Annotated in this window: 19 protein-coding genes; 7 read left to right on the forward strand and 12 right to left on the reverse strand. The window is 49.0% G+C overall.

What is annotated here, in order from left to right; translation table 11 throughout:
- Positions 1 to 513: 513 nt before the first annotated feature.
- The 4 genes from ACO0K4_RS09115 to ACO0K4_RS09130 all read left to right on the forward strand — a co-directional run bounded on the left by ACO0K4_RS09115 (position 514) and on the right by ACO0K4_RS09130 (position 4,559).
- Positions 514 to 1,527: a sterol desaturase family protein gene (locus ACO0K4_RS09115; RefSeq protein ID WP_422956314.1), complete on the forward strand. Its 1,014-nt coding sequence runs from the start codon at positions 514 to 516 to the stop codon at positions 1,525 to 1,527.
- A complete protein-coding gene (locus ACO0K4_RS09120) occupies positions 1,527 to 2,336 on the forward strand; it encodes an EI24 domain-containing protein (RefSeq protein ID WP_422956315.1) in 810 nt (269 codons plus the stop codon). Before ACO0K4_RS09115 ends, ACO0K4_RS09120 begins: the two co-directional genes overlap by 1 nt.
- Positions 2,337 to 2,347: 11 nt before the next feature.
- Positions 2,348 to 3,133, forward strand: a complete 786-nt coding sequence (locus tag ACO0K4_RS09125) for a competence/damage-inducible protein A (RefSeq protein ID WP_422956316.1) — start codon at positions 2,348 to 2,350, stop codon at positions 3,131 to 3,133.
- Between the two features lie 82 nt (positions 3,134 to 3,215).
- The gene (locus ACO0K4_RS09130; protein WP_422956317.1) at positions 3,216 to 4,559 is read left to right on the forward strand and encodes a TAXI family TRAP transporter solute-binding subunit; all 1,344 of its coding nucleotides are present in this window, start codon (positions 3,216 to 3,218) and stop codon (positions 4,557 to 4,559) included.
- Positions 4,560 to 4,605: 46 nt separating this feature from the next.
- On the opposite strand, the gene ACO0K4_RS09135 is transcribed toward ACO0K4_RS09130, so the two are convergent.
- The 5 genes from ACO0K4_RS09135 to ACO0K4_RS09155 form a co-directional block, all read right to left on the reverse strand.
- Positions 4,606 to 8,028, reverse strand: coding sequence for a two-component regulator propeller domain-containing protein (locus ACO0K4_RS09135; RefSeq protein ID WP_422956318.1), 3,423 nt, complete (start codon positions 8,026 to 8,028; stop codon positions 4,606 to 4,608).
- A gap of 317 nt (positions 8,029 to 8,345) precedes the next feature.
- The gene (locus tag ACO0K4_RS09140) at positions 8,346 to 8,693 is read right to left on the reverse strand and encodes a hypothetical protein (RefSeq protein ID WP_422956319.1); all 348 of its coding nucleotides are present in this window, start codon (positions 8,691 to 8,693) and stop codon (positions 8,346 to 8,348) included.
- Between the two features lie 36 nt (positions 8,694 to 8,729).
- Positions 8,730 to 8,936 (reverse strand): hypothetical protein, encoded by a 207-nt coding sequence (locus ACO0K4_RS09145; protein WP_422956320.1) that lies wholly within the window; start codon positions 8,934 to 8,936, stop codon positions 8,730 to 8,732.
- A 21-nt stretch (positions 8,937 to 8,957) separates the two neighbouring features.
- A complete protein-coding gene (gene xth / locus ACO0K4_RS09150) occupies positions 8,958 to 9,722 on the reverse strand; it encodes an exodeoxyribonuclease III (protein WP_422956321.1) in 765 nt (254 codons plus the stop codon).
- Positions 9,723 to 9,912: 190 nt separating this feature from the next.
- Positions 9,913 to 11,412 (reverse strand): leucyl aminopeptidase, encoded by a 1,500-nt coding sequence (locus tag ACO0K4_RS09155; RefSeq protein ID WP_422956322.1) that lies wholly within the window; start codon positions 11,410 to 11,412, stop codon positions 9,913 to 9,915.
- A 48-nt stretch (positions 11,413 to 11,460) separates the two neighbouring features.
- On the opposite strand from ACO0K4_RS09155, the gene lptF reads away from it, so the two are divergent.
- Genes lptF through ACO0K4_RS09170 form a run of 3 tightly spaced genes read left to right on the forward strand, consistent with a single transcriptional unit; the run spans position 11,461 to position 14,108 of the window.
- Complete coding sequence (gene lptF, locus ACO0K4_RS09160; RefSeq protein ID WP_422956323.1) at positions 11,461 to 12,603, forward strand: LPS export ABC transporter permease LptF; 1,143 nt, start codon at positions 11,461 to 11,463, stop codon at positions 12,601 to 12,603.
- Positions 12,600 to 13,730 carry an LPS export ABC transporter permease LptG gene (gene lptG / locus ACO0K4_RS09165; RefSeq protein ID WP_422956324.1) on the forward strand — a complete coding sequence of 377 codons (1,131 nt, stop codon included), beginning with the start codon at positions 12,600 to 12,602 and terminating at the stop codon, positions 13,728 to 13,730. Before lptF ends, lptG begins: the two co-directional genes overlap by 4 nt.
- A gap of 9 nt (positions 13,731 to 13,739) precedes the next feature.
- Positions 13,740 to 14,108, forward strand: a complete 369-nt coding sequence (locus tag ACO0K4_RS09170) for a sirohydrochlorin chelatase (protein WP_422956325.1) — start codon at positions 13,740 to 13,742, stop codon at positions 14,106 to 14,108.
- 30 nt (positions 14,109 to 14,138) lie between these two features.
- Here ACO0K4_RS09170 and cobA read toward each other — a convergent pair whose 3' ends face one another.
- The 7 genes from cobA to ACO0K4_RS09205 form a co-directional block, all read right to left on the reverse strand.
- Positions 14,139 to 14,858 carry a uroporphyrinogen-III C-methyltransferase gene (gene cobA / locus ACO0K4_RS09175; RefSeq protein ID WP_422956326.1) on the reverse strand — a complete coding sequence of 240 codons (720 nt, stop codon included), beginning with the start codon at positions 14,856 to 14,858 and terminating at the stop codon, positions 14,139 to 14,141.
- Between the two features lie 13 nt (positions 14,859 to 14,871).
- Positions 14,872 to 16,197, reverse strand: coding sequence for a sulfate adenylyltransferase subunit 1 (locus ACO0K4_RS09180; protein ID WP_422956327.1), 1,326 nt, complete (start codon positions 16,195 to 16,197; stop codon positions 14,872 to 14,874).
- Complete coding sequence (gene cysD, locus ACO0K4_RS09185; RefSeq protein WP_422956632.1) at positions 16,197 to 17,132, reverse strand: sulfate adenylyltransferase subunit CysD; 936 nt, start codon at positions 17,130 to 17,132, stop codon at positions 16,197 to 16,199. The genes ACO0K4_RS09180 and cysD overlap by 1 nt, the downstream gene beginning before the upstream one ends.
- A gap of 13 nt (positions 17,133 to 17,145) precedes the next feature.
- On the reverse strand, positions 17,146 to 17,859 hold the full coding sequence (locus ACO0K4_RS09190) for a phosphoadenylyl-sulfate reductase (protein WP_422956328.1): 714 nt from the start codon (positions 17,857 to 17,859) through the stop codon (positions 17,146 to 17,148).
- Positions 17,856 to 18,377, reverse strand: a complete 522-nt coding sequence (locus tag ACO0K4_RS09195) for a DUF934 domain-containing protein (protein WP_422956329.1) — start codon at positions 18,375 to 18,377, stop codon at positions 17,856 to 17,858. Before ACO0K4_RS09195 ends, ACO0K4_RS09190 begins: the two co-directional genes overlap by 4 nt.
- A gap of 35 nt (positions 18,378 to 18,412) precedes the next feature.
- Positions 18,413 to 20,119 (reverse strand): nitrite/sulfite reductase, encoded by a 1,707-nt coding sequence (locus ACO0K4_RS09200; RefSeq protein WP_422956330.1) that lies wholly within the window; start codon positions 20,117 to 20,119, stop codon positions 18,413 to 18,415.
- Between the two features lie 77 nt (positions 20,120 to 20,196).
- Positions 20,197 to 20,970 carry a sulfite exporter TauE/SafE family protein gene (locus ACO0K4_RS09205; RefSeq protein ID WP_422956331.1) on the reverse strand — a complete coding sequence of 258 codons (774 nt, stop codon included), beginning with the start codon at positions 20,968 to 20,970 and terminating at the stop codon, positions 20,197 to 20,199.
- Positions 20,971 to 21,202 lie beyond the last annotated feature (232 nt).

The raw sequence follows: 21,202 nt of genomic DNA on the forward strand, positions 1-21,202 counted from the left end.
GTAAAAATGACACACCGAGGTGTCGCAGAAGGACACGGTTTGAGCTGGTGTTGATTGCGGCTCTCAAATGAATCCGCAAGCTGGACGCGCCTGTCAGGCTGAAATGCCTCTGAAAGCCGCATGTAAGCTGCGGATTCAATACGGGTAACTTCTAAAAATCTTCAAATTAAAAAACACATTGATAGAGCTGACCCAAAAACTAATATCTCTCACCACGGAGGCATTGAGACACAGAGAAAAGGCAGGCGTAGCAGAATAAGTCGTTTCATGACATATCGATTCAAGGGTTTTTAGGCGTTCCCTCATGGGAGCTTCACAACATCGCCTCGACTCCGTTTGTGTCGCTTCTGAACTGAATCAAATCAGCAAAATACTATCGAATACAGCGTGACTCCGGTGATGCAGGTAAGATTCATTCATGATGATTCTGATTGGCAGACCAGCCTTGTCGTTTTGACCGATGACAAAGTAACTTACTAATTTTTCCGAATTTCCTTACTTATCTTTCACCACATGATTTTTTCAGACGCATTTGCCTGGTTACAGGCATGGATTTTTGAATCACTGGTTCAACCCTTTGTTTTTTATGCCGGGCTGGGCGAGTTCACAGAGCAGGCATTTGAAGGTGTTGAATGGTTCCTGATCGGTATCTGTGAATTACTCGTGCTATATATGATTTTGCGCCCCATGGAAGCGTGGATTCCGGTACATCGTTTTACAGATGCGCGCGCGCGCTGGAATGATTTCATTTATACCGCCTTACATCGTCTGGGCGTTTTTACGCTGCTGATATTTTTTGTTCTTGACCCTGTTCTGGATGCATTCACAGGCATGCTGAGGCTGGAAGGGATGAACCCGTTTAATCTGGAAAATCTTTGGCCGGATATGAACAACCATCCGGTGCTCGTATTTATGCTGTATCTGGTCGTGCTGGATTTTTTTGATTATTGGTATCACCGTGCTGAACATCAGTTTGACTGGTGGTGGGGGCTGCATAGCCTGCATCATAGCCAGCGCAACATGAACCTGTGGAGCGATAACCGCAATCACTTGTTCGACGATTTTTTACGTGACGTCTATATGGGATTGATTGCGATTGCAATTGGCGTACAACCGACCCAGTATGCTTTGCTGGTCGTCGTGTCACGCATGATACAGAGTTTGCAGCATGCCAATATCCGTGTGCATTTTGGTACAGTGGGTGAGCGTTTGCTGGTTTCGCCGCGTTATCATCGCGCCCATCATGCGATTGGTATCGGGCATGAATCGAAAGGTGAAGGAACGCTTGGCGGACATAATTTTGCCGTGCTGTTCCCAGTCTGGGATATCGTATTTGGTACGGCTTTATTCAATCAAGAATTTTATATGACCGGTATCCGTGATCAGTTGCCACCGCCGGAAGGCAGTGCGCGCGAATACGGTCGCGGCTTCTGGTCACAGCAGATATTGGGGTGTAAAAGGATGTTGGGTCTTGATGGACATCTGAGCAAGCAAGTCCATCAGCAAATTAATCAGGAGCCTTCTTGATGCGTCGTCTGTTGAATGTAGGTAGCGCCCTGGGGCGGGCGTTTGTCGGTCAGTTTCATCCGCGTATGCTGATGCTTACCATCTTGCCTTTGATAATCTCCATCTTGTTATGGGGCGGGCTGATGTGGTGGGGACTGCAATCGATGATCGATTATATTCAGGCAGCTTTGATGGAGCATGACGGCTTTCGTATTGCCGGGGATTTTCTTGCTCTGTTAGGTGCATTAGCGCTGAAAGCAGTGCTGGCGCCGTTGCTGGCGATGTGGTTGCTGTTGCCGCTGATGATCGTGACGACCTTGATGTGTATCGGTGTATTTGCGATGCCGATGATTTCCCGTCATGTGCAGCGACGCCAGTATCCGGATATGGAGGCGCGTCATGGCGGTTCTTTGCTCGGTAGCCTGTGGCATGCGATTTCCTCTTTTTTGATTTTTATCGTGCTGTGGGTGCTTGCCTTGCCATTGTTGTTTGTCCCCGTCGTCAATGTGGCCGTGCATGCCGTATTGTGGGGCTGGCTGACTTATCGGGTCATGGCCTATGATGCTTTGGCTGAACATGCGGATGCGGATGAGCGGGTTGCTCTCCTGCGTACGCATCGCTGGTCTTTGCTGCTGATTGGTACGGTTACGGGAGCACTCGGTGCTGCGCCTAGCATGATGTGGCTCGGTGGCGTACTAGCCGTCGTCTTTCTTCCTGTGATGGCGGCGGTAGCCGTGTGTTTATATATTTTAATTTTTGTATTTAGCGGATTGTGGTTTCAGTATTATTGCCTGGATGCGCTGACACAATTACGTACAAAACACCTCTGAGGGAGACTCTTATGGCTATTGGTGTCATCATAATCGGCGATGAGATTTTGTCCGGCAAACGTGCTGACAAACATCTTTCCAAAGTGATTGAGTTACTGGCGGAGCGTGGTTTGCAATTAGACTGGGCTGAGTACATCGGTGACGACAGAGCCAGAATCACAGCGACTTTGGCGCGGTCGTTTGCGAATAACGATATCGTATTCAGTACCGGCGGGATTGGTGCCACACCCGATGATCATACGCGTCAATGTGCCGCCGCTGCTTTGAACGTGCCTCTGGAATTGCATCCCGAAGCGAAGCTGCTGATACAGCAACGTATCACTGACATGCTGATTGAGGCTGGTAAGCCTGTAGAACTCGATACGCCAGAAAACCTGCATCGCCTAAAAATGGGTGAGTTCCCGCAAGGTGCTCAGATCATTCCCAATCCTTATAACAAAATTCCTGGTTTTGCGATTCAGAATCATTATTTTGTTCCCGGTTTTCCTGTAATGGCCTGGCCTATGATTGCCTGGGTGCTGGATACCCATTATTCGCATCTGTTTCACCAGCATGCCCGTGAGGAAAAATCTGTTCTGGTGTTTGAGGCGATGGAATCAACACTGACGCCGATGATGGAGGCTTTGGAGGCTGAGTACCCTTTGATCAAAGTATTTAGCTTGCCGAGCGTGGGCAATCATCAGATCCGTAAGCATATTGAGCTGGGTGTCAAAGGCGATCCTAAACAGGTGGATGCCGCATTTGAGCAAATGTTGCGCGGGCTGGATGGCTTCAATGCAGAGTATGTACCTGCGTAACATGGCGATTAAGTCGCAGACGACTGACTGCAGCCGATTCAATAAAAAATAAACCAATCAAATAAGCCTACAAATTAAGTTCATGCCAAAAATAAAATTTACTTTATTTTCGATCAGAGATTTATTGATTGCTTTTGGACCGATGACGCTGATGGTGTTGCTGGTCTGCGGACTTGGCTATTGGCTGGTTGATCCGGCACCGCCACGCACAATTGATTTTGCCACAGGGCAGGAAAATAGCGCTTACCAGCGGTTTGCAAGGCAATATGCCGACGATCTAGCGAAGAACGATATAACGATTCACTTTCAGGAAACTCAGGGTTCACAAGAGAACTTACAAAAAATCAGTGACCCTGATTCAGAGATTGAATTAGGTTTTGTACAAAGCGGTTCTACCAACGAGGCCGAGGCAGAAGAGAAAGGCCTGATCTCTTTGGGAAGCTTATTCTATGAGCCGATCTGGATTTTTTATCGTAGTAATAAAGAGATTACCAGTCTGGCGCAGTTCAAAGGTAAGGCGGTGAATGTAGGACCCGATGGCATGGGCGTTGCACGTTTATTCAAACAGATTTTGTCCGTTAATGGGATGGAAGAGTCGGATGTTCGCCTGAGCAGTCTTGAGAATACACCCGCAACCGTCGCGTTACTGGATGGCAAAGTCGATGTACTGGTATTCAGTTCTGCGTCGGATTCGCCATTGCTGCAAATGTTGTTGCAAACACCGGGGATCAGGCTGTTTGATTTTGTCCAGGCAGAAGCTTATACACGCCGTTTTCCCTTTCTTTCACATGTCGTTCTGCCGCGCGGTATCGTCGATTTAGGGAAAGACATTCCCTCTCGTGATTATCATTTGATCTCTCCGACGGCGACAATGGTGGCTCATGAGAGCCTGCATCCTGCGCTGATCAGTCTGTTGCTGCAAGCCGCACAAAAAATCCACGGCGGAACCGGATGGTTTCGTAAGCAAGGTGAATTTCCTTCGGATAAATATACCGAAATTCCCGTCGCTGCCCAGGCAGAAAAATTTTATAAAAATGGCCCGCCATTACTGCAGCGTTACCTGAGTTTTTGGCTGGCCAATTTTATTGAACGCATGTGGGTTGTACTGGTTGCCTTGGGCGCATTGATATTACCCTTATCAAAGATTATTCCGCCGTTATATGTCTGGCGCATACGCTCGCGTGTATATCGCTGGTATGGTCAGTTGCGTCTGGTCGAGCAGGCGATTGAAGAATTGAATCCGGTGCAGCGTGAGGAGGTCTGTGCGCTGCAATTGCAAAGACTGGATGAGATCGAAGAAAAAGTGAATCGCATATCAATCCCCTTGTCTTATGCAGAAGAATTATATGGCTTGCGCAGCCATATTAATTTTGTGCGCAAGCGTGTAGAAAATTTGCGTCAGATGGATAAGCCTGCGCTGGCTTAATAAGCATCATTACCCGATGTTTATTGATCGCTGATGCATTACTTAATCATTGATTGCTCAATGATTCTGCCGCACTTGTTTCCTGCTGCTTGCCCGGTAATGTGAACCAGAATGTCGTACCCAGACCTTCGGTCGAGGTAAATCCGATTTGCCCGTTCATTTTTTCCAGCAAGGTTTTGGTGATGTTCAGACCCAGACCCGTACCGCCTTGCTGGCGCAGGTTCGTACCATCTGCCTGTGCAAATTTACCAAAAATCCGCTCACGGAAATGTAGAGGAATACCCGCACCATGATCCTCGACTTCAACTCTGAATAATTGCTCATGAGCCTGGACGCGTATCTGGACTACGCTGTTCGCCGGTGCAAATTTGGCAGCATTCGATAAGAGATTCGCAAACACCTGCAATAACCTGTCGACGTCAGCGTTGACGAGGGCTTCAGTCAGATTGGTCTGAAGCTCATAACGCACGCCGTAACTATCAGCATATGCGGCATTTTCTTCTATTGATTGACGAGCGGTGCTGACAATGTCTACTGTCTGCATACGTAAATTCAGTGCGCCTGATTGAATTTTTTCCAGATCCAGAATGTCATTGACGAGACTGACCAGTCGTTGACAATTTTTATGTGCGATCTTGATTAAATCCAGAGCTTTGCCTGGTAATTCGGCGATCCGCCCTGATTCCAGCAGTCCCAGCGAACCACGAATCGAGGTGAGCGGCGTTCTTAATTCGTGGCTAACTACCGAGATAAATTCTGATTTAAAGCGGTCGGCATCTTTGAGCTTGTTACTCTCTCTCAGCAGTAATTCGTTTGCAGCGAGTAATTCGCTGGTGCGCAAAGCGACTTCCTTTTGTAAGGCTGCTTTTTGCTTATGCAGATAATTGACGCGTTGACGGTAAAGCAAAAAGATTAATGCGCATAGTGTCAATATCGATACCACATAGAACCACCAGGTTTTCCAAAACGGCGGCATGATTGTGATCGGTAACGAGATCCCGTCTTCGTTCCAGACACCATTATTATTACTGGCTTTGACGCGGAAAGTGTATGTCCCCGGGTCAAGATTGGTATAGGTAGCGATACGGTGTGTCGCATCGGTTTCTATCCAGCTCTCGTCAAATCCCTCTAATTTGTAGGCATATTTGTTGCTAACCGGATCGGCAAAATGCAATGCCGCAAATTCGATAGAAAAAACGGACTGACGCCATGACAAACTCAGTGATTTTGGTGCGTACTCCGTGCCGATCAACTCGATACCGCCAGCCTGTTTACTTTGCAGCAGAGGCCGGTTGAAGATCGTAATATCGGTTATCGCGATCACCGGAGGCAGGGCATTAACCTGGACATGTCTAGGTGAGACCGACGTCATTCCTTTATAGCCGCCGAAATACAAAGTTTCGCCATCTTTAAAAAAAGATCCGTCATAGAAGCGTCCATCGGTGATGCCATCTGACGAGAAGTAATTATTCGCCTGACCAGTTCTTGGGTTGAACTGAGCCAGACCGGTTTGGTTGGCGATCCATAATATACCGTCGTCGTCACCGATGATGGCACCGTACTGGCTGACTTGCACGCTGCTGTCCTGCGGATTATATGAGACGAACTTGACGTTACCGTCCGCTTGTATGAGCACCTTGCTGAGCCCCAGTAAGGTACTGATCCACAATTGTCCTTGCTTGTCCTCAAATAATCCACGTACATCATTGCTGAGGAGACTGTTGATGTTTTCCGAGTCATGTAAAAAGTGACGGAATTTTCCGCTTACCGGATCGAGCATGTCGAGTCCGCCGCCGTTAAATCCGCTGACCCAGAGACGCCCGGCTTTGTCTTCAAGAATGAAGTTGGTGTAATTGACCGAACGGCTGTCTGGATCCGCCATGTCGTGCTTGTAGTATTTAGTGGCGCCGGTCTTGAGGTCGTAGCGTATCAGTCCGCCCTCCGTTCCTAACCAGAGTATGTCGCCCCGGCCCGGAACAATTTTACGCACGATATCCGTCAGGCGAGAGTCGAAATGTATGGTGTTGTAACGCCCGTTTGCAGGATCCCGCCAGCTTAGCCCGGCAGAAGTTCCTATCCACAAGGGGCCATTCGGCTGCTGATATAGGCTAGCGACATTGTCCGTCGGCAGGGACAGCGGATCTTTTGCATCATGCTTAAAGCTGCTGATGATTTTGTTTTGTTCAGGATTGAACAATAGCAACCCATTTCCCATGGAGCCTAGCCAGAGATGGCCTTGACCGTTGCTGGCGATACTGCCAACGGCATTATTAAATACATCATTTTTGGCATCGGGAGGTCGTGGAAAAAAACGTTGAAACCCGCGGTTAGCAAGATCAACCCGGTTGACTCCTGAACGCCATACACCGACCCATAATGTATCGGAGCTATCTTGATTGATGAGGGTAACTGCGCCGTTTGGCAAACCGTAGGGATCACTGGACCAGTATTCGTAGGCGCTTAGTTTTTGGGTATTTTTGTCCCAATACGATAAGCCAGCTTCGGTGCCTATCCAGAGTGTTGACGCGCTATCTTCAAAAAAGGTCCTGACTGTGTAGTCCTCAATACCCTGTGGTTTATCGAGATGTTTTCGTTCTGACCAGGCGGTTCCTGGTTTCCACACAAAAATACCGTCACTGGATCCTATCCACAGCATTTGTTTGCGATCTATATAGACTGCACGGACATTATTGGACTTGGAATTCGATTTTAGACCAGGATCCAGGATGTAATGCTGGAAGCTGCCGGAACCGGATGCCAGATAATCGACACCGGAAGATTCTGTACCTATCCACAGGCCTTGTTTGGCATCGAGGTGGATATCATTCAATATGTCGCCAGAGATACTGTCTTCTTTGTCGTTGTCATGAACGATATTTTTAAAAATACCTGTTTTGGGATTGAAGTGTTGCAAGCCATCTTTACTCAATATCCACATCGCGCCTTTACCATCACCGATGATTTTGACGATAGCTTTGTGTAGCGCCACTCGTTCTGAGCCAGCGACAGGCGAGAATATTTTAAAACCATTGATTTCAGGATCAAACTTGGCGATCCCGTCGTTAGTGCCGACCCAGACCTGACTCTGCTCGTCTTCATAGATTGCATTGATGCGATCAGCGGTCAGACTATGCGGATTATTACTATCGTGTTTGTAATTGATCGCCTTATAACCATCAAACCGGTATAAGCCGATGTAAGAGCCTATCCAGATATAACCGTGCTTGTCTTGAATCAGCGACGTGATTGCATTTTCAGGCAATCCAGGGGCAAGTTTGGTGATGTTCTCAAACCTCATGGAGCGCGAAGGCAGGGCATCGGCGCTGCCGCTAAAAAGCAGGCAAGAGATCAGTAAAAATAGTCCGGAGATAACGGCGGAGCAGCCATGGAAAAAGCTGGTGACAATGTCACGGTCGGATGCGCAATTCAGGGAATTTTTAACTTGCGGAAGCGAACTTACTTTTGCCATAACCTAAATCACGTCATCAACTACATGGAGGAGGCAGAGCGGATCAATGTAGTCCGCCTGTCTGGAGCCTCATCATAATCTACATAGCAGACTTAAGGCGTGCTCTTCGCAATGTGAATTTGCTGCGTGATAGTGAAGGTTGCAAAAAACCAACTTTTATTTGGACAGCACAATCTCGAATGAAGGTTGAATGAAATTCCCTTATCAAAACCTCACAAAGAACAAAGCCAGCGGGCAGAGCTGGCTTTGTAAGGGGTTACTCTAAAAGATTACGGTGAATCATCAATTGACTACGGTCGATCTAGCAGCGGAGACGTTTATTTTTTTCTGGCAATCAAACTGATGATGCCCACAATCAGTAATAAGGGTAACAGAGCCGGGAGCATCGCCAGCAAGATTGCACCAGCGATGAATGCGAACAAGGCAATCAAAAAGATGCTGACACCTGCCAATACCACGCCAGTGACACCCAGAGCAAAGAAGGTCGCAATACAGCCGATCACTACACCGCCGATTGCCAGACCAATACCAGCGATGCCATGCACAGGCTCACCATCAATGGTAATCGCCGAGGTATCCATAGAAAAATAACTCAGACAGACCAGTATAAAAAATACGCTGAAAAGGCTGATAGCGAGGGCATAGTTACGTTTTGTGTTTGTCATGATGGCTCCTGTCAAAGTAGGGATTCTGTGGGTACGTCAATATCTGGTATCGATGACTGCATCATAGACAGGACGACTCAGAGCATCAACGCGCTTGCGACAAACTGCAGAAAATGATGGCTCAAGCGAAATATTCGCCTGATGAGCGCAGTCAACATTGACGGGAGAAGGCTCAGGCGTGCTTGGTAGCGGAGGTAATAAACGGGCGATGCGGGTATCGCCCGGAGCAGGGTAGTTGGCCAACTCCGGGGAAATGATGCGGTATCAGCCTAAAGTAGCAATCACTGGCGCATGATCAGAAGGTTGTTCCCACTTGCGCGGTACCTTATCAATCACGCAAGCGGTGCAGCGGCTTGCCAATGGTTCAGACAATAGAATATGGTCAATGCGTACGCCCTTGTTGAGGCGAAATCCTAACTGACGATAATCCCACCAGCTGAATGATTTTTCTGCTTGCTCGAACATCCGGAAGCTATCTTTCAGGCCTAAATCAATTAAGGCCTGCAAAGCAGCTCTCTCTGGCGGTGACACCAGATTCATGCCTTCCCATGCCGCCGGATCATGTACGTCTCTGTCCTCCGGCGCGATATTGTAGTCACCCAGTAAAGCGAGTTCAGGATGTTGTTGTAATTCTTGCTGCACCCATTTTTTTAAGGCTTCCAGCCAGCTTAGTTTATAAGGATACTTCTCTGAATCGAGTGCCTGCCCGTTCGGGACGTAAGCGCAGATAATGCGCATGCCAGCAATGGTGGCGGCGATGATTCTTTGCTGCTCATCTTCAAAGAGAGGATTGTTTTTTTGTACGTCACTGATAGGGTGGCGTGACAGAATCGCCACGCCGTTATAGGTTTTCTGTCCGGTAAACGCAACCTGATAACCCGCGGCCTCAATCTCAGCCTGAGGAAATTTATCGTCGGTCAGTTTGGTTTCCTGCAGGCAGAGTACATCAACAGGATTGGTTTCTAGCCACGTAAGCACGTGCGGCAAACGTACTTTCAGCGAGTTGACGTTCCAGGTAACTAATTTCATGTGGGTATGTCCTCTAATTCCGCTGATCTCTCAGACGAAGAGCTTTTCACGTTTTTTCAGTAAAAATATTATTTAAGTTTAGCAGACCTGAGTATGTTGTCAGACCAGCGCTACTGGTAGCTGCTTGAATAAAAAAGCGTGTGCTGACAGGTCAGCACACGCTCATATCGACGATTTTGTCTACAATAAATTAGCCAGCACGATTGATCAGGAACGCCGTCAACATTGGTACAGGGCGACCTGTTGATCCTTTCGCCGCACCTGATTTCCATGCGGTACCTGCGATATCCAGATGTGCCCAAGTGTATTTCTTGGTGAAACGCTCAAGGAAGCAAGCGGCGGTAATACTGCCACCAGCCGGGCCGCCGATGTTCGCCATGTCAGCAAAATTCGATTTCAGTTGCTCGTTGTAAGCTTCTTCAATCGGCATGCGCCATGCGGTATCGCCTGTTTGTTTCCCGGCAACCAGCAATTCTGCAGCGAGTTTGTCATGAGCATCGTCGTGTCGTGTAAACAAGCCGGTATTGTGATGACCTAAAGAGGTAACGCATGCGCCAGTCAGTGTCGCCACATCGACAACGGCAGCTGGCTTGAAGCGCTCTACATATGTCAGCGCGTCACATAAAATCAGACGACCTTCGGCATCCGTATTCAAAATTTCGATAGTCTGACCAGACATGGATGTCACGATGTCGCCTGGACGTGTTGCGCTGCCGGAAGGCATATTTTCACAAGTAGGGACGACGGCGATGACATTCAGTTTCAATTTCATTTCGCCGATAGCGCGCATAGTACCGATGACAGAGGCGGCACCGCCCATGTCGTATTTCATCTCATCCATACCTGCACCAGGCTTGAGGGAGATACCACCTGAATCAAACGTAATACCCTTGCCGACCAGCACAGTCGGTGCGTCTTTGGCTTTGCCGCCCATGTGTTTCAGGACGATGAATTTCGGTGGTTCGTCTGAGCCGTTGGTCACGGACAGGAAGCTATTCATTTTGAGTGCCTGCAATTGCTTGCGGTCCAAAATTTCTATGCCCATTTTGTAGTCAGTAGCGATTTTTTTCGCTGTTGTCGCCAGATAGGTCGGTGTGCAGACATTCGGTGGCAAATTGCCTAGCTCTTTCGTCAGATCCATGCCGTTCGCCAGCGCGACGCTTTGCGTCAGTGCATGTTTGGCGGTAGCTGCATCTGTTGCAGCAACGCCGATAGCAATTTTTTTGACGCCGGTACTGCTGGTGTCTTTTTTGCTTTTTAAACCATCAGCGCGGAAAATCGATTCGCGGAACGCCAGAACCGCAGTACGAACAGACCATGCCGCGTCACGTTCTTTTACGGCTGGTAAAGCCAAAGTCGCATCATTGGCACCCAGACCAGAGAGCGCGCGGGCTGCTGCATGGACGGCTTGTGAGTAGGCTTTTTCAGAGACAGTAGTCGCTTCTTCGCCCAGACCGACCAGCAAAACACGGTCAGCAGCAATGTCAGCGACGTTGCGTAACAACAAGGAGGCGCCGATCTTGCCAGTAATATCGCCTGATTTCAGGGCAGCGGCGATTTCGCCTTTTTTGTCTAACGCGGCAGCGGATGACGATAATTTTTTGTTTTCGAATACGCCTACAACTACGCAACCAGTTTTGGTGGCATTCACAGTGCTTTTGGCGTCGAATGTTTTTATGCTAAAGTCCACGTATTACTCCTCTTTGTAAGTCTCGTAAAACCGACATTATAACCCTCCATGATTTTTCAGCGCGCGCTTCGACGTGAATTACTCAGTGCCGCAGGTGCTGTTTTTACGATTCTATTCACAATTACCATCACATTTATGTTGATCAAAATCCTCGGCCAGGCCGCTGGAGGCAAGGTCGCATCGACTGATGTCATTGCTCTGATCGGCTTTTCGGTATTGCAGTATTTGCCAGTCTTGTTCATTTTGACCGGGTTTATTTCGGTTTTAATGGTGGTTACCCGAACTTATCAAGACTCCGAAATGGTGGTTTGGTTTGCCTCGGGACTCAGTTTGTCTAAATGGATCGCACCGGTCCTGCGCTTTGGCATGCCCATGGTCATCCTGACCGCCTTATTAAGTTTTGTTGCGACACCTTGGGCAAACCGTCAAAGTGCCGAATTCAGAGAGCGTTATGAAAAGCGTGAGGACATTGCCAAGGTCTCGCCGGGTAAGTTTCAGGAGTCTGCATCGTCCGACAGAATCTTTTTTGTCGAGGAAGTTGCCGGAGATTTGAGCAAAGTACAGAATATTTTTATCAATACCTTTCGCAATGGCCGCTCCAGCGTGGTTGTTGCAAAAGAGGGAAAAGTTGAAATCGACGCGCGTGGCGACAAATTTCTGGTCATGAGCCAGGGTCGTCGTTACGATGGCTTGCCGACAGAACCTGATTTTCAGATGATGCAGTTTGAGCGTTACGGGATTCTGGTATCCGGACAAACCAAAGCCACTGCCGGTGATAAATCCGCGAAGTCACTGAGCCTGCAAGAGCTCTTGCAAGATCCGAATAATTTTAATCGCGGAGAGTTGTTGTGGCGAATTTCGCTTCCCTTGATGTGTCTCGTCTTGCTGTTGCTGGCAATACCGCTGGGCTTCGTGAATCCCAGGGTAGGGCGTTCTGCGAATGTGATCGTGGCGTTGTTGTTGGTCGTGCTGTATCTGAATCTGGTGAATATTATGCAGGCTGCGGTGGTGCAGGAGCGATTTAACTTTGGTAATTCCTGGTGGCCGATTCACTTATTTGCCGCCGTTGTGGTGATCTTGCTATTCGCCTGGCGTCTGTACGTGAATAGTCATTATCATCCGCTGGTACTGTGGTCCAGATTGAAGTGCGTCATGCGCGGTAAAGATACGAAAGCGAAGTGCGCATCATGAGAGTTTTGCAACGTTATTTTAGTGTTGAAATTATCCGGGCTGTCTTGTTTGTGATGCTGGCATTGCTGGCATTGTTTGCCTTTTTTGATCTGATGGGTGAATTGCAATCCGTCAACAAAGGTGGCTATCGCCTGCAGCATGCTTTGCTGTATGTGGCGTTGGGATTGCCAGGCTATATCTATGAATTCATGCCAATTGCCGTGTTGATCGGGACGATTTACGTGCTGGCGCAGTTCGCCTCCAATTCTGAATTTACCATTATGCGTGCGGCTAGTATGTCGACGGTTATGGCAGGCAGTATGTTGGCGAAAATCGGTTTGCTATTTGTGGTTTTAACTTTTGTGTTCGGTGAATTCGTTGCGCCGATGACGACCAAATTGGCAGAAAAAGTGAAGCTCAATGCGATCGGTGCATCACTGACGCAAGAGTTCAGGACCGGTTTGTGGACCAAGGATCTGGTACGTGAAAATGGCTTGAAGGGCAGTGTAGTTGGCTCACGCTTTTTGAATGTCAAAGAAATTCTCCCTAACAGGCAATTAGTCGGCGTGAAAGTCTATGAGTTCGATAGCCGCTTTAATTTATCGAAAGAAGTGACAGCTGAGCATGCGGAATATATCGGTGACAATGTCTGGCGTTTATCGAAGGTAACCCAGACCTCTTTCCCCAAGAGCTTATTGATGCAAGATATTTCGACCGTGGCGAGTATCAAGCTGGCGAGTCTGGATGTGGCTTCTGAAATTACACCGGATATTTTGTCCGTATTATTTGTTGATCCGGACCGCATGTCAGCCTATGACCTGGCTGCTTACACCAAACATTTATCCGACAACAAACAAGGCACAGAGCGGTATGCCATCGCGTTCTGGAAGAAAGTTACCTATCCGTTTGCGATTCTGGTCATGATGGCCCTGGCATTGCCATTTGCCTACCTGCATGCACGCAGCGGTGGTATCAGTCTCAAAATTTTTAGCGGGATCATGATCGGGATGGTGTTTTACCTCATGAATAGTTTGTTCTCTCATGTAGGTTTATTAAATACCTGGCCACCGCTGATTACGGCATTGGTGCCGAGTATGGTATTTTTATTCATGGCCATGACAGCGCTGTGGATGGTAGAGCGAAGATAAGAGAAGATAATGCAAAAAAAAGCCCAAATATTATTTGCTCATGGGGCGCGTGATCCACGTTGGGCTGCGCCGTTTGAACGACTGCAAAAACTCACACAAAGCCGGTTGCCGGATGTCACGGTTGCTTTGGCATTCTTAGAATTTATGACGCCGGGTTTGCCTGATCTGGTCGCTCAGTTTGTAGCGGATGGCGTGACGGATATTAGTATTGTGCCGATTTTTTTAGGACAAGGTGGTCATGTATTACGTGACCTGCCGCTGATTCTTGATGAACTGCGTAATAGCTATCCCTCATTGACGATCAAGGTCGCTGAAGCTGTCGGAGAAAATGCAACCGTGCTGGCGGCCATCAGCGATTATTGTGTCCATGCTTTGTGAGCAGGGGACGCTAAAGCAATAATGTTGACCTTACAGAGGCGGTTTACGCGCCCTCATCGCTTCACCTATCATCACCAGAACCGGGCCTTCGCAGGCGCTGAGACCTTGTTCGAGATCACCAAGATTGAGCCGTAAGACGCGTTCGTTTGAACGGCTGCAATTCTCGATCACAACAACCGGCAAATCGGTTGCATAACCTGATGTTAGCAGGCGCTGCGCGGTCAGCGCAGCTTCTTTTCCACCCATATATTGAATGAGCGTATCGCAGTCGGGGATACGGGTGTCGGCGTTTTCGCCAGGCGCCGTGCTAGAGGTAAAAAACGCTACGCTACGAGCGATACCGCGTTTAGTGAGTGGCTGTCTGGCGCTGGCGGCGGCTGCAACGGCGGTGGTGATGCCGGGCACGATATCATAATCGATGCCGGCCTGTTCCATCGCAATGAGTTCTTCATCGGCGCGTCCAAATAACATCGGATCGCCACCTTTAAGGCGAACAACGATGCCATATTGTTGCGCGCAACTGAGAATTTGTTCGTTGATATGCGACTGTGCTGCAGAGCGTTGACCACTGCGTTTGCCGACGGAAATTTTGACCGCTTGCGGACAGAGCTCCAGCATGTCTGATGTGACCAGCGCATCATGCAAGACAACTTCTGCCTGCGCCAGAATCCGGGCGCCGCGGACCGTGATCAGGTCAGCAGCGCCAGGGCCGGCACCAATGAGATAGACTTTGCCACCGGCTTTTTGCATACTGTTATTCGCTTCAGGTCAGGCGTATCATGCCTGCGGCAACAGTCTGATGCGTGACTTCATCAATCAGGATAAATGCACCTGTTGAACGTAAATCAGTATAGGCATCAGCAGCCAGAGGCTGTTGTACGTTGATGGTGACACGGGCGATATCATTGAGCTTCAGGTTTTCCGCAACCCGACGCTCTTGCGTATTGATATCGAGCAGCGTATCAATCGCACTGACTTTAGCTGCGACCTGTTTGGTCGTGTGCTTGAGCCAATATCTGCGGCGAATATCCAGCGCATCTTCGGACAGCCAGCATAAGTCCGCCCGCACAGTTTTTAGCAAACTTGCCGGACGGTCAGCAGATGCCAACATATCGCCACGTGAAATATCCAGATATTCATCGAGCAGAATCGTGACCGACTGACCGACTACCGCGGATTCGAGCGAACCGTCCAGTGTCAGTATATCTTTTACCGTTGCTGTTTGACCGCCAGGCTGAACAAGCAACTTATCGCCTTTGCTGACTTTGCCTGCTTCAATACGCCCCATGTAACCACGGAAATCATTCGCTTCATGACCATTATGGCGTGCGACTAATTGCACCGGAAAGCGGAATGGCTCGTCATGGCAGTCGTCATAGACGCTCAAGGATTCCAGCAATTCAATCAAGGTTGGCCCCTGATACCAGGACAACTTATCACTGGCGGTAACAACATTGTCGCCGGCCAGAGCGGACAGCGGAATCGGACGAATATCTTTCAATCCCAATTGTTCTGCAAAACTTTGGTAGGCACCGATAATGCGGTCGTATACGGTCTGATCATAATTGACCAGATCCATCTTGTTGACAGCCACAATCACATGCTCAATCTGTAGTAGATGGGCAATCGTGGAGTGGCGTTTAGTTTGTACCAGCAAGTCGACACTGCCATCATCGCCCAGCTTAACTTTAGACACGTCGATCAGAATGATCACAGCGTCCGCGGTCGATGCACCGGTCACCATGTTGCGCGTGTATTGCTCATGGCCTGGTGTGTCGGCGATGATGAATTTACGTTTCGGTGTCGCGAAGTAGCGATAGGCAACATCAATCGTAATACCTTGTTCGCGCTCGGCTTCCAGGCCATCGGTGAGCAGGGATAAGTCGATGGTGTCGCCTACGGTGCGCTTATGTTTGGCGCGTGACATGGCATCAAGCTGGTCAGCAAAAATCCCCTTGCTGTCGAACAGCAGGCGGCCAATTAATGTACTTTTGCCGTCATCAACGGAACCAGCAGTAATAAAGCGTAGCAGGCCGCGTTCCCTTGTCGCATCTTGAATCACAGGTGCGGCCGAAGTTACTGTACTCATTAGAAATATCCTTCTTTTTTACGTTTTTCCATTGAGGATTCTGAGGTCTGATCATCCATGCGGGTCGCGCCGCGTTCGGTAATCTGCGTAATGGCTGTTTCCGCGATAATGGCCTCTACGGTCGCGGCATCGGACGACACTGGGCAGGTGCACGAGATATCGCCGACAGTCCGGAAACGTACGACCTGAGTCTCTACCGTTTCACCATCACGCGCTGGTGTCAGATCCGTCAACGGTACTAACAAACCGTTGCGCGGAATCACCTGACGTTCATGTGCAAAATAGATCGGTGGGAGTTCTAATTTTTCACGAGCAATGTATTGCCAGACGTCGAGCTCAGTCCAGTTGGAGATCGGGAAGACGCGCATGTTTTCACCGGGGTGAACACGGGTGTTATACAGGTCCCAGAGTTCCGGGCGCTGGGCTTTAGGATTCCACTGGCCGAATTCATCGCGGAAAGAAAAGATACGCTCTTTAGCGCGGGCTTTTTCTTCATCGCGGCGAGCTCCACCCATGCAGGCGTCGAACTTGTGTTCGGCGATTGTCTCCAGCAGCGTTACGGCCTGTGCCGCATTGCGTGAGTCAGTTGCCGGATTGCGCAGACGCACTGTGCCGCGCTTGATGGAATCTTCGACGGAGCCGACGATCAGCCGCTCACCCAATTCCGCCACTTTTTTATCGCGAAACGTGATGACTTCTTCAAAATTATGTCCGGTATCGATGTGTACCAGCGGGAACGGGAACTTGCCCGGACGGAAGGCTTTTTCGGCGATACGCAACATGACAACCGAATCTTTGCCACCTGAAAAGAGCAGCGCAGGATTACTGCATTCTGCTGCCACTTCACGCATGATATGGATCGCTTCCGATTCCAGCCAGTCCAGATGGCGATTGCTCGCAGCATCAATAAAATGGTTTTCCGCAACTGTATTCATCATTAATTTTCGCTTAACTTACTTGTTTGATTCGGATCAGTTTGCCATCGACGACATGTAATCCACATTCTTTGGAATCAGGATTTTCCCACCACCAGCGACCAGCGCGCACATCTTCACCGGCTTGTATGGCACGGGTGCAAGGCTCACATCCAATAGATGGGTAGCCTTTGTCATGCAAAGGATTGTAAGGCACATTGTTGCTGCGAATGTAGTGCCAGACATCTTCTTCTGACCAGTCCGCCAGCGGATTGAATTTTTGCATGCCATGTGCGTCGTCGTTTTCCTGTACCGCTAATTCAGTGCGGGTAGCGGCCTGCGCGCGGCGCTGGCCGGTGACCCATGCCTTATTGCCTGCCAGAGCACGGTTGAGCGGTTCGACTTTACGAATCCGGCAGCATTCTTTGCGCATTTCGACGCTGTCATAAAACGCATTCAAGCCATGTTGCTGAACATAGGCGTCTACTGCACTGGCCTCAGGTGTAAACAGGGCAATCTCGCTACCATAGGTCTCTTTCACTTTGTCCAGCATACCCAGAGTCTCTGCATGCAGGCGACCTGTTTCTAAAGAGAAGATGCCGATAGCCAGTTTGTGACGCAAAATCAGATCGGTCAGTACCATGTCTTCAGCCGCCAGACTCGACGCAAATACGGCAGGCGCGAAGTCTGCTGCAATACGTGCCAGAATCACTCTGGTATTTGCCAGGCGCGAGTCAAAATCGCTCATTGCGCGGCTCCACTGCGTTCTGCGCGGCGGAACAGAGGATTTTTTTCATCCCATGAGGTCTGATATTTTTCTGAAAAATCAGTCAGACCTTTGATCGCGTCGCGAATATTTTTATCTGGACGTGTCGCAAAAGAATTAAAACCAACGCGCTGCATATAAAACAGCTGATCGCGTAAGACATCGCCAATGGCACGCAATTCACCAGCGAAGCCAAAACGGGTGCGCAAGTTGTAAGCGATCGAATAGCCGCGGCCATCGGCAAATTTAGGAAAGTCCACCGCCAGCAAACTAAAATGAGCGATATCGTCCTTTAATTCCTTAGCTTGCTCATCACTGCTAAACCAAACTCCGATATCTGCGCGGCTCACCAGACTATTTCGCTGTGACAGCCAGACTTTAAGCGGGACAATGACCTTGCCTTGTGGTACGGCAACAGTATCCGGTGTCTCATCTTCGGTCAGGCTCAAGACGGTCCAGTCATCCTGAACGATTGCTTTGTCTTTGATAATTTCTCTCATGATCTTCTTTCTGCGCTTTTGTCTAAGTGCCGGATTTAATACGTGACAGCAGAGCCGGCATCTTCGCCATGATGCTCTGTCGTTTTGATCGGACTGGCATAGACGTATTCCTTAAACGGCGCAATCCCCAGCCGCTGGGCTGTATCGATAAAACGTTCGTTCTCCAGACGGTCCCGGACATATACTTCAATGATGCGGGCAATGACTTCAGGCATTTGGCCTGCCGCGAACGACGGGCCGATAATTTTGCCGATAGCCGCTTGATTGCCCTGAGCGCCACCGATAGAAACCTGGTACCACTCGCTGCCATCCTTATCCACACCTAAAATACCGATATTGCCGACGTGATGATGGCCGCAGGCATTGATACAGCCAGACATATTTAATTCAATATCGCCAATGTCATGCAGGTAGTCGAGGTCGTTAAAACGATCTGTAATATCCAGTGCGATAGGGATCGATTTAGCATTCGCCAGTGCGCAGAAATCGCCACCCGGGCAGCAAATCATATCGGTCAGCAAGCCGATGTTCGGCGTTGCCAGACCATGCGCTTTGGCCTCTTGCCATACTTTGAATAAATCGGATTGCTTCACATCAGACAACACCAGATTTTGTTCATGTGTGACACGCAACTCACCGAAGCTGAACTGATCAGCCAGGTCGGCCACAAAATCCATTTGTTCTGCACTTGCATCACCTGGAGGCACACCGGGTTTTTTAAGGGATAAAACAACAGCAGAGTAACCGGCAACTTTGTGCGGTTTTACATTGCGTTTCACCCAGTTGGCGAAGGCTTTATTATCCGCGAGATGCTGTTCATAGCTTGCATCGCTGGCGGCTAAGGTCTCGTAGTCCGGTGTCGTGAAATAACTTGCGACGCGTTTTAATTCGGCTTCCGTTAATGTCGCAGGGCCATCTTTGATGTCTTGCCATTCTTCTTCCACCTGACGCGCGAACTCTTCAGCACCGATTGCTTTCACCAGAATTTTGATGCGTGCTTTGTAGATATTGTCGCGGCGACCGTACTGGTTATAAATACGCAGGATCGCTTCCAGATAGGTCATCACATGTTGCCATGGCAAGAACTCACGTATGACACTGCCAAGAATAGGTGTACGCCCCATGCCGCCACCGACCATGACTTTAAAGCCGACATCACCATCTTCGTTATAGACGACGATCAGACCAATGTCATGCACGGCAATCGCAGCGCGATCTTCTTTCGATCCATTGATGGCAATTTTAAATTTACGCGGTAAATAAGCGAACTCAGGATGGAAAGTCGTCCACTGACGCAAAATTTCAGCATAAGCACGCGGATCAATGACCTCATCCGCAGCCACACCGGCAAATTCATCCGACGTAATATTGCGCATGCAGTTACCGGAGGTCTGGATGGCATGCATTTCTACCGAGGCTAATTCTTCCAGAATATCCGGTGTGTCCTCGAGGTTGATCCAGTTGTATTGAATATTTTGCCGTGTCGTGAAGTGACCATAGCCGCGATCGTATTTGCGCGCGATGTGCGCAAATTTACGTACTTGCGCCGACGACAGCATGCCGTAAGGAACCGCCACACGTAGCATATACGCGTGACGCTGCATGTATAAGCCGTTTTGCAAGCGCAGGATACGGAACTCATCTTCAGACAGCTCATTTGAAATCCGGCGACTTACCTGATCGCGGAATTGGGCAATCCGTTCTTTGATGATTTGATGATCGTGTTGATCGTAGCGATACATAATCTAATCCTAAAATTCGCTTGAAGGGCGACGAAATAATGACAAATAATCGTTGCAAATACGTGTAGACAACAGACTTACAGAACCAGCTTGGCAGCAACCAGCGTCAGTGTCGTTGCAAGCAATCCGCGTAAAAATTTTTCTGGTACCGCACGTGCAGCCATAGATCCTATTGTGATACCTGGCAAAGAACCGATCAATAATGTTCCGAGTAGTTCCCAGTTAATCGATCCCAGCCACCAGTGACCTACTGCAGCGATGGCCGTCAACGGTACCGCATAGGCAATGTCCGTTCCGGCGATATGTGCTGCTGGCATACGCGGATACAGCATCACCAACAGAGTCGCGCCAATCGCGCCTGCACCGATCGATGAAATTGTGACTAGCGTACCGAGCAGAGCGCCGGAAACAATTGTCGCTACGGCCAGAGATGTGCCATGTAATTGTTTTTCCGGATGACGATTGAGCCAGGCTAACATTTTAGCCTTGAACAGCAATGCGATGACAGTCAGCAATACAGAGCCAGCAATGGAATAGCGGATTACCTGACCGATTTCTTTATTCAGCGTACCAAAATACTTCAGACTCAGCGTGGCAATCAACGCTGCAGGCAATGCGCCGTAGCACAGCAAACGCACAACATGCCAGTCGACTGTACCGCGCAAGCGATGCGTGAAAGTGCCGGTGGCTTTGGTGATCGACGCAAACGCCAGATCGGTGCCGACGGCGACACTGGGCGACACGCCGAACAATAAGGTCAGCAAAGGCGTCATCAATGATCCGCCGCCTACACCCGTCAAGCCGACTAGCGTACCCACCGCAAATCCAGAAATCACATAGGTTAAAGTCATACCACCTCACATTAAGAGGAGGAATCGTAATAGCTAAGAGCTTTATTCCAAACTACTTAGTATTTATTTGCTTATATGTGGTTTTGATATAAGTAAATCTGTTTCAAGAATACCGATGCAGATATCGATAAATATGAAGAATTACGCAAAAAACAAGATCGCTTACTTCTGAGACACAAAGATACTGAGATACCTAAAAAAGACAGGAGTAAGCGGTTCCAAGAAATATCGA

The organism is Undibacterium sp. RuTC16W, assembly GCF_049339445.1.
Classification (GTDB): domain Bacteria; phylum Pseudomonadota; class Gammaproteobacteria; order Burkholderiales; family Burkholderiaceae_D; genus Undibacterium.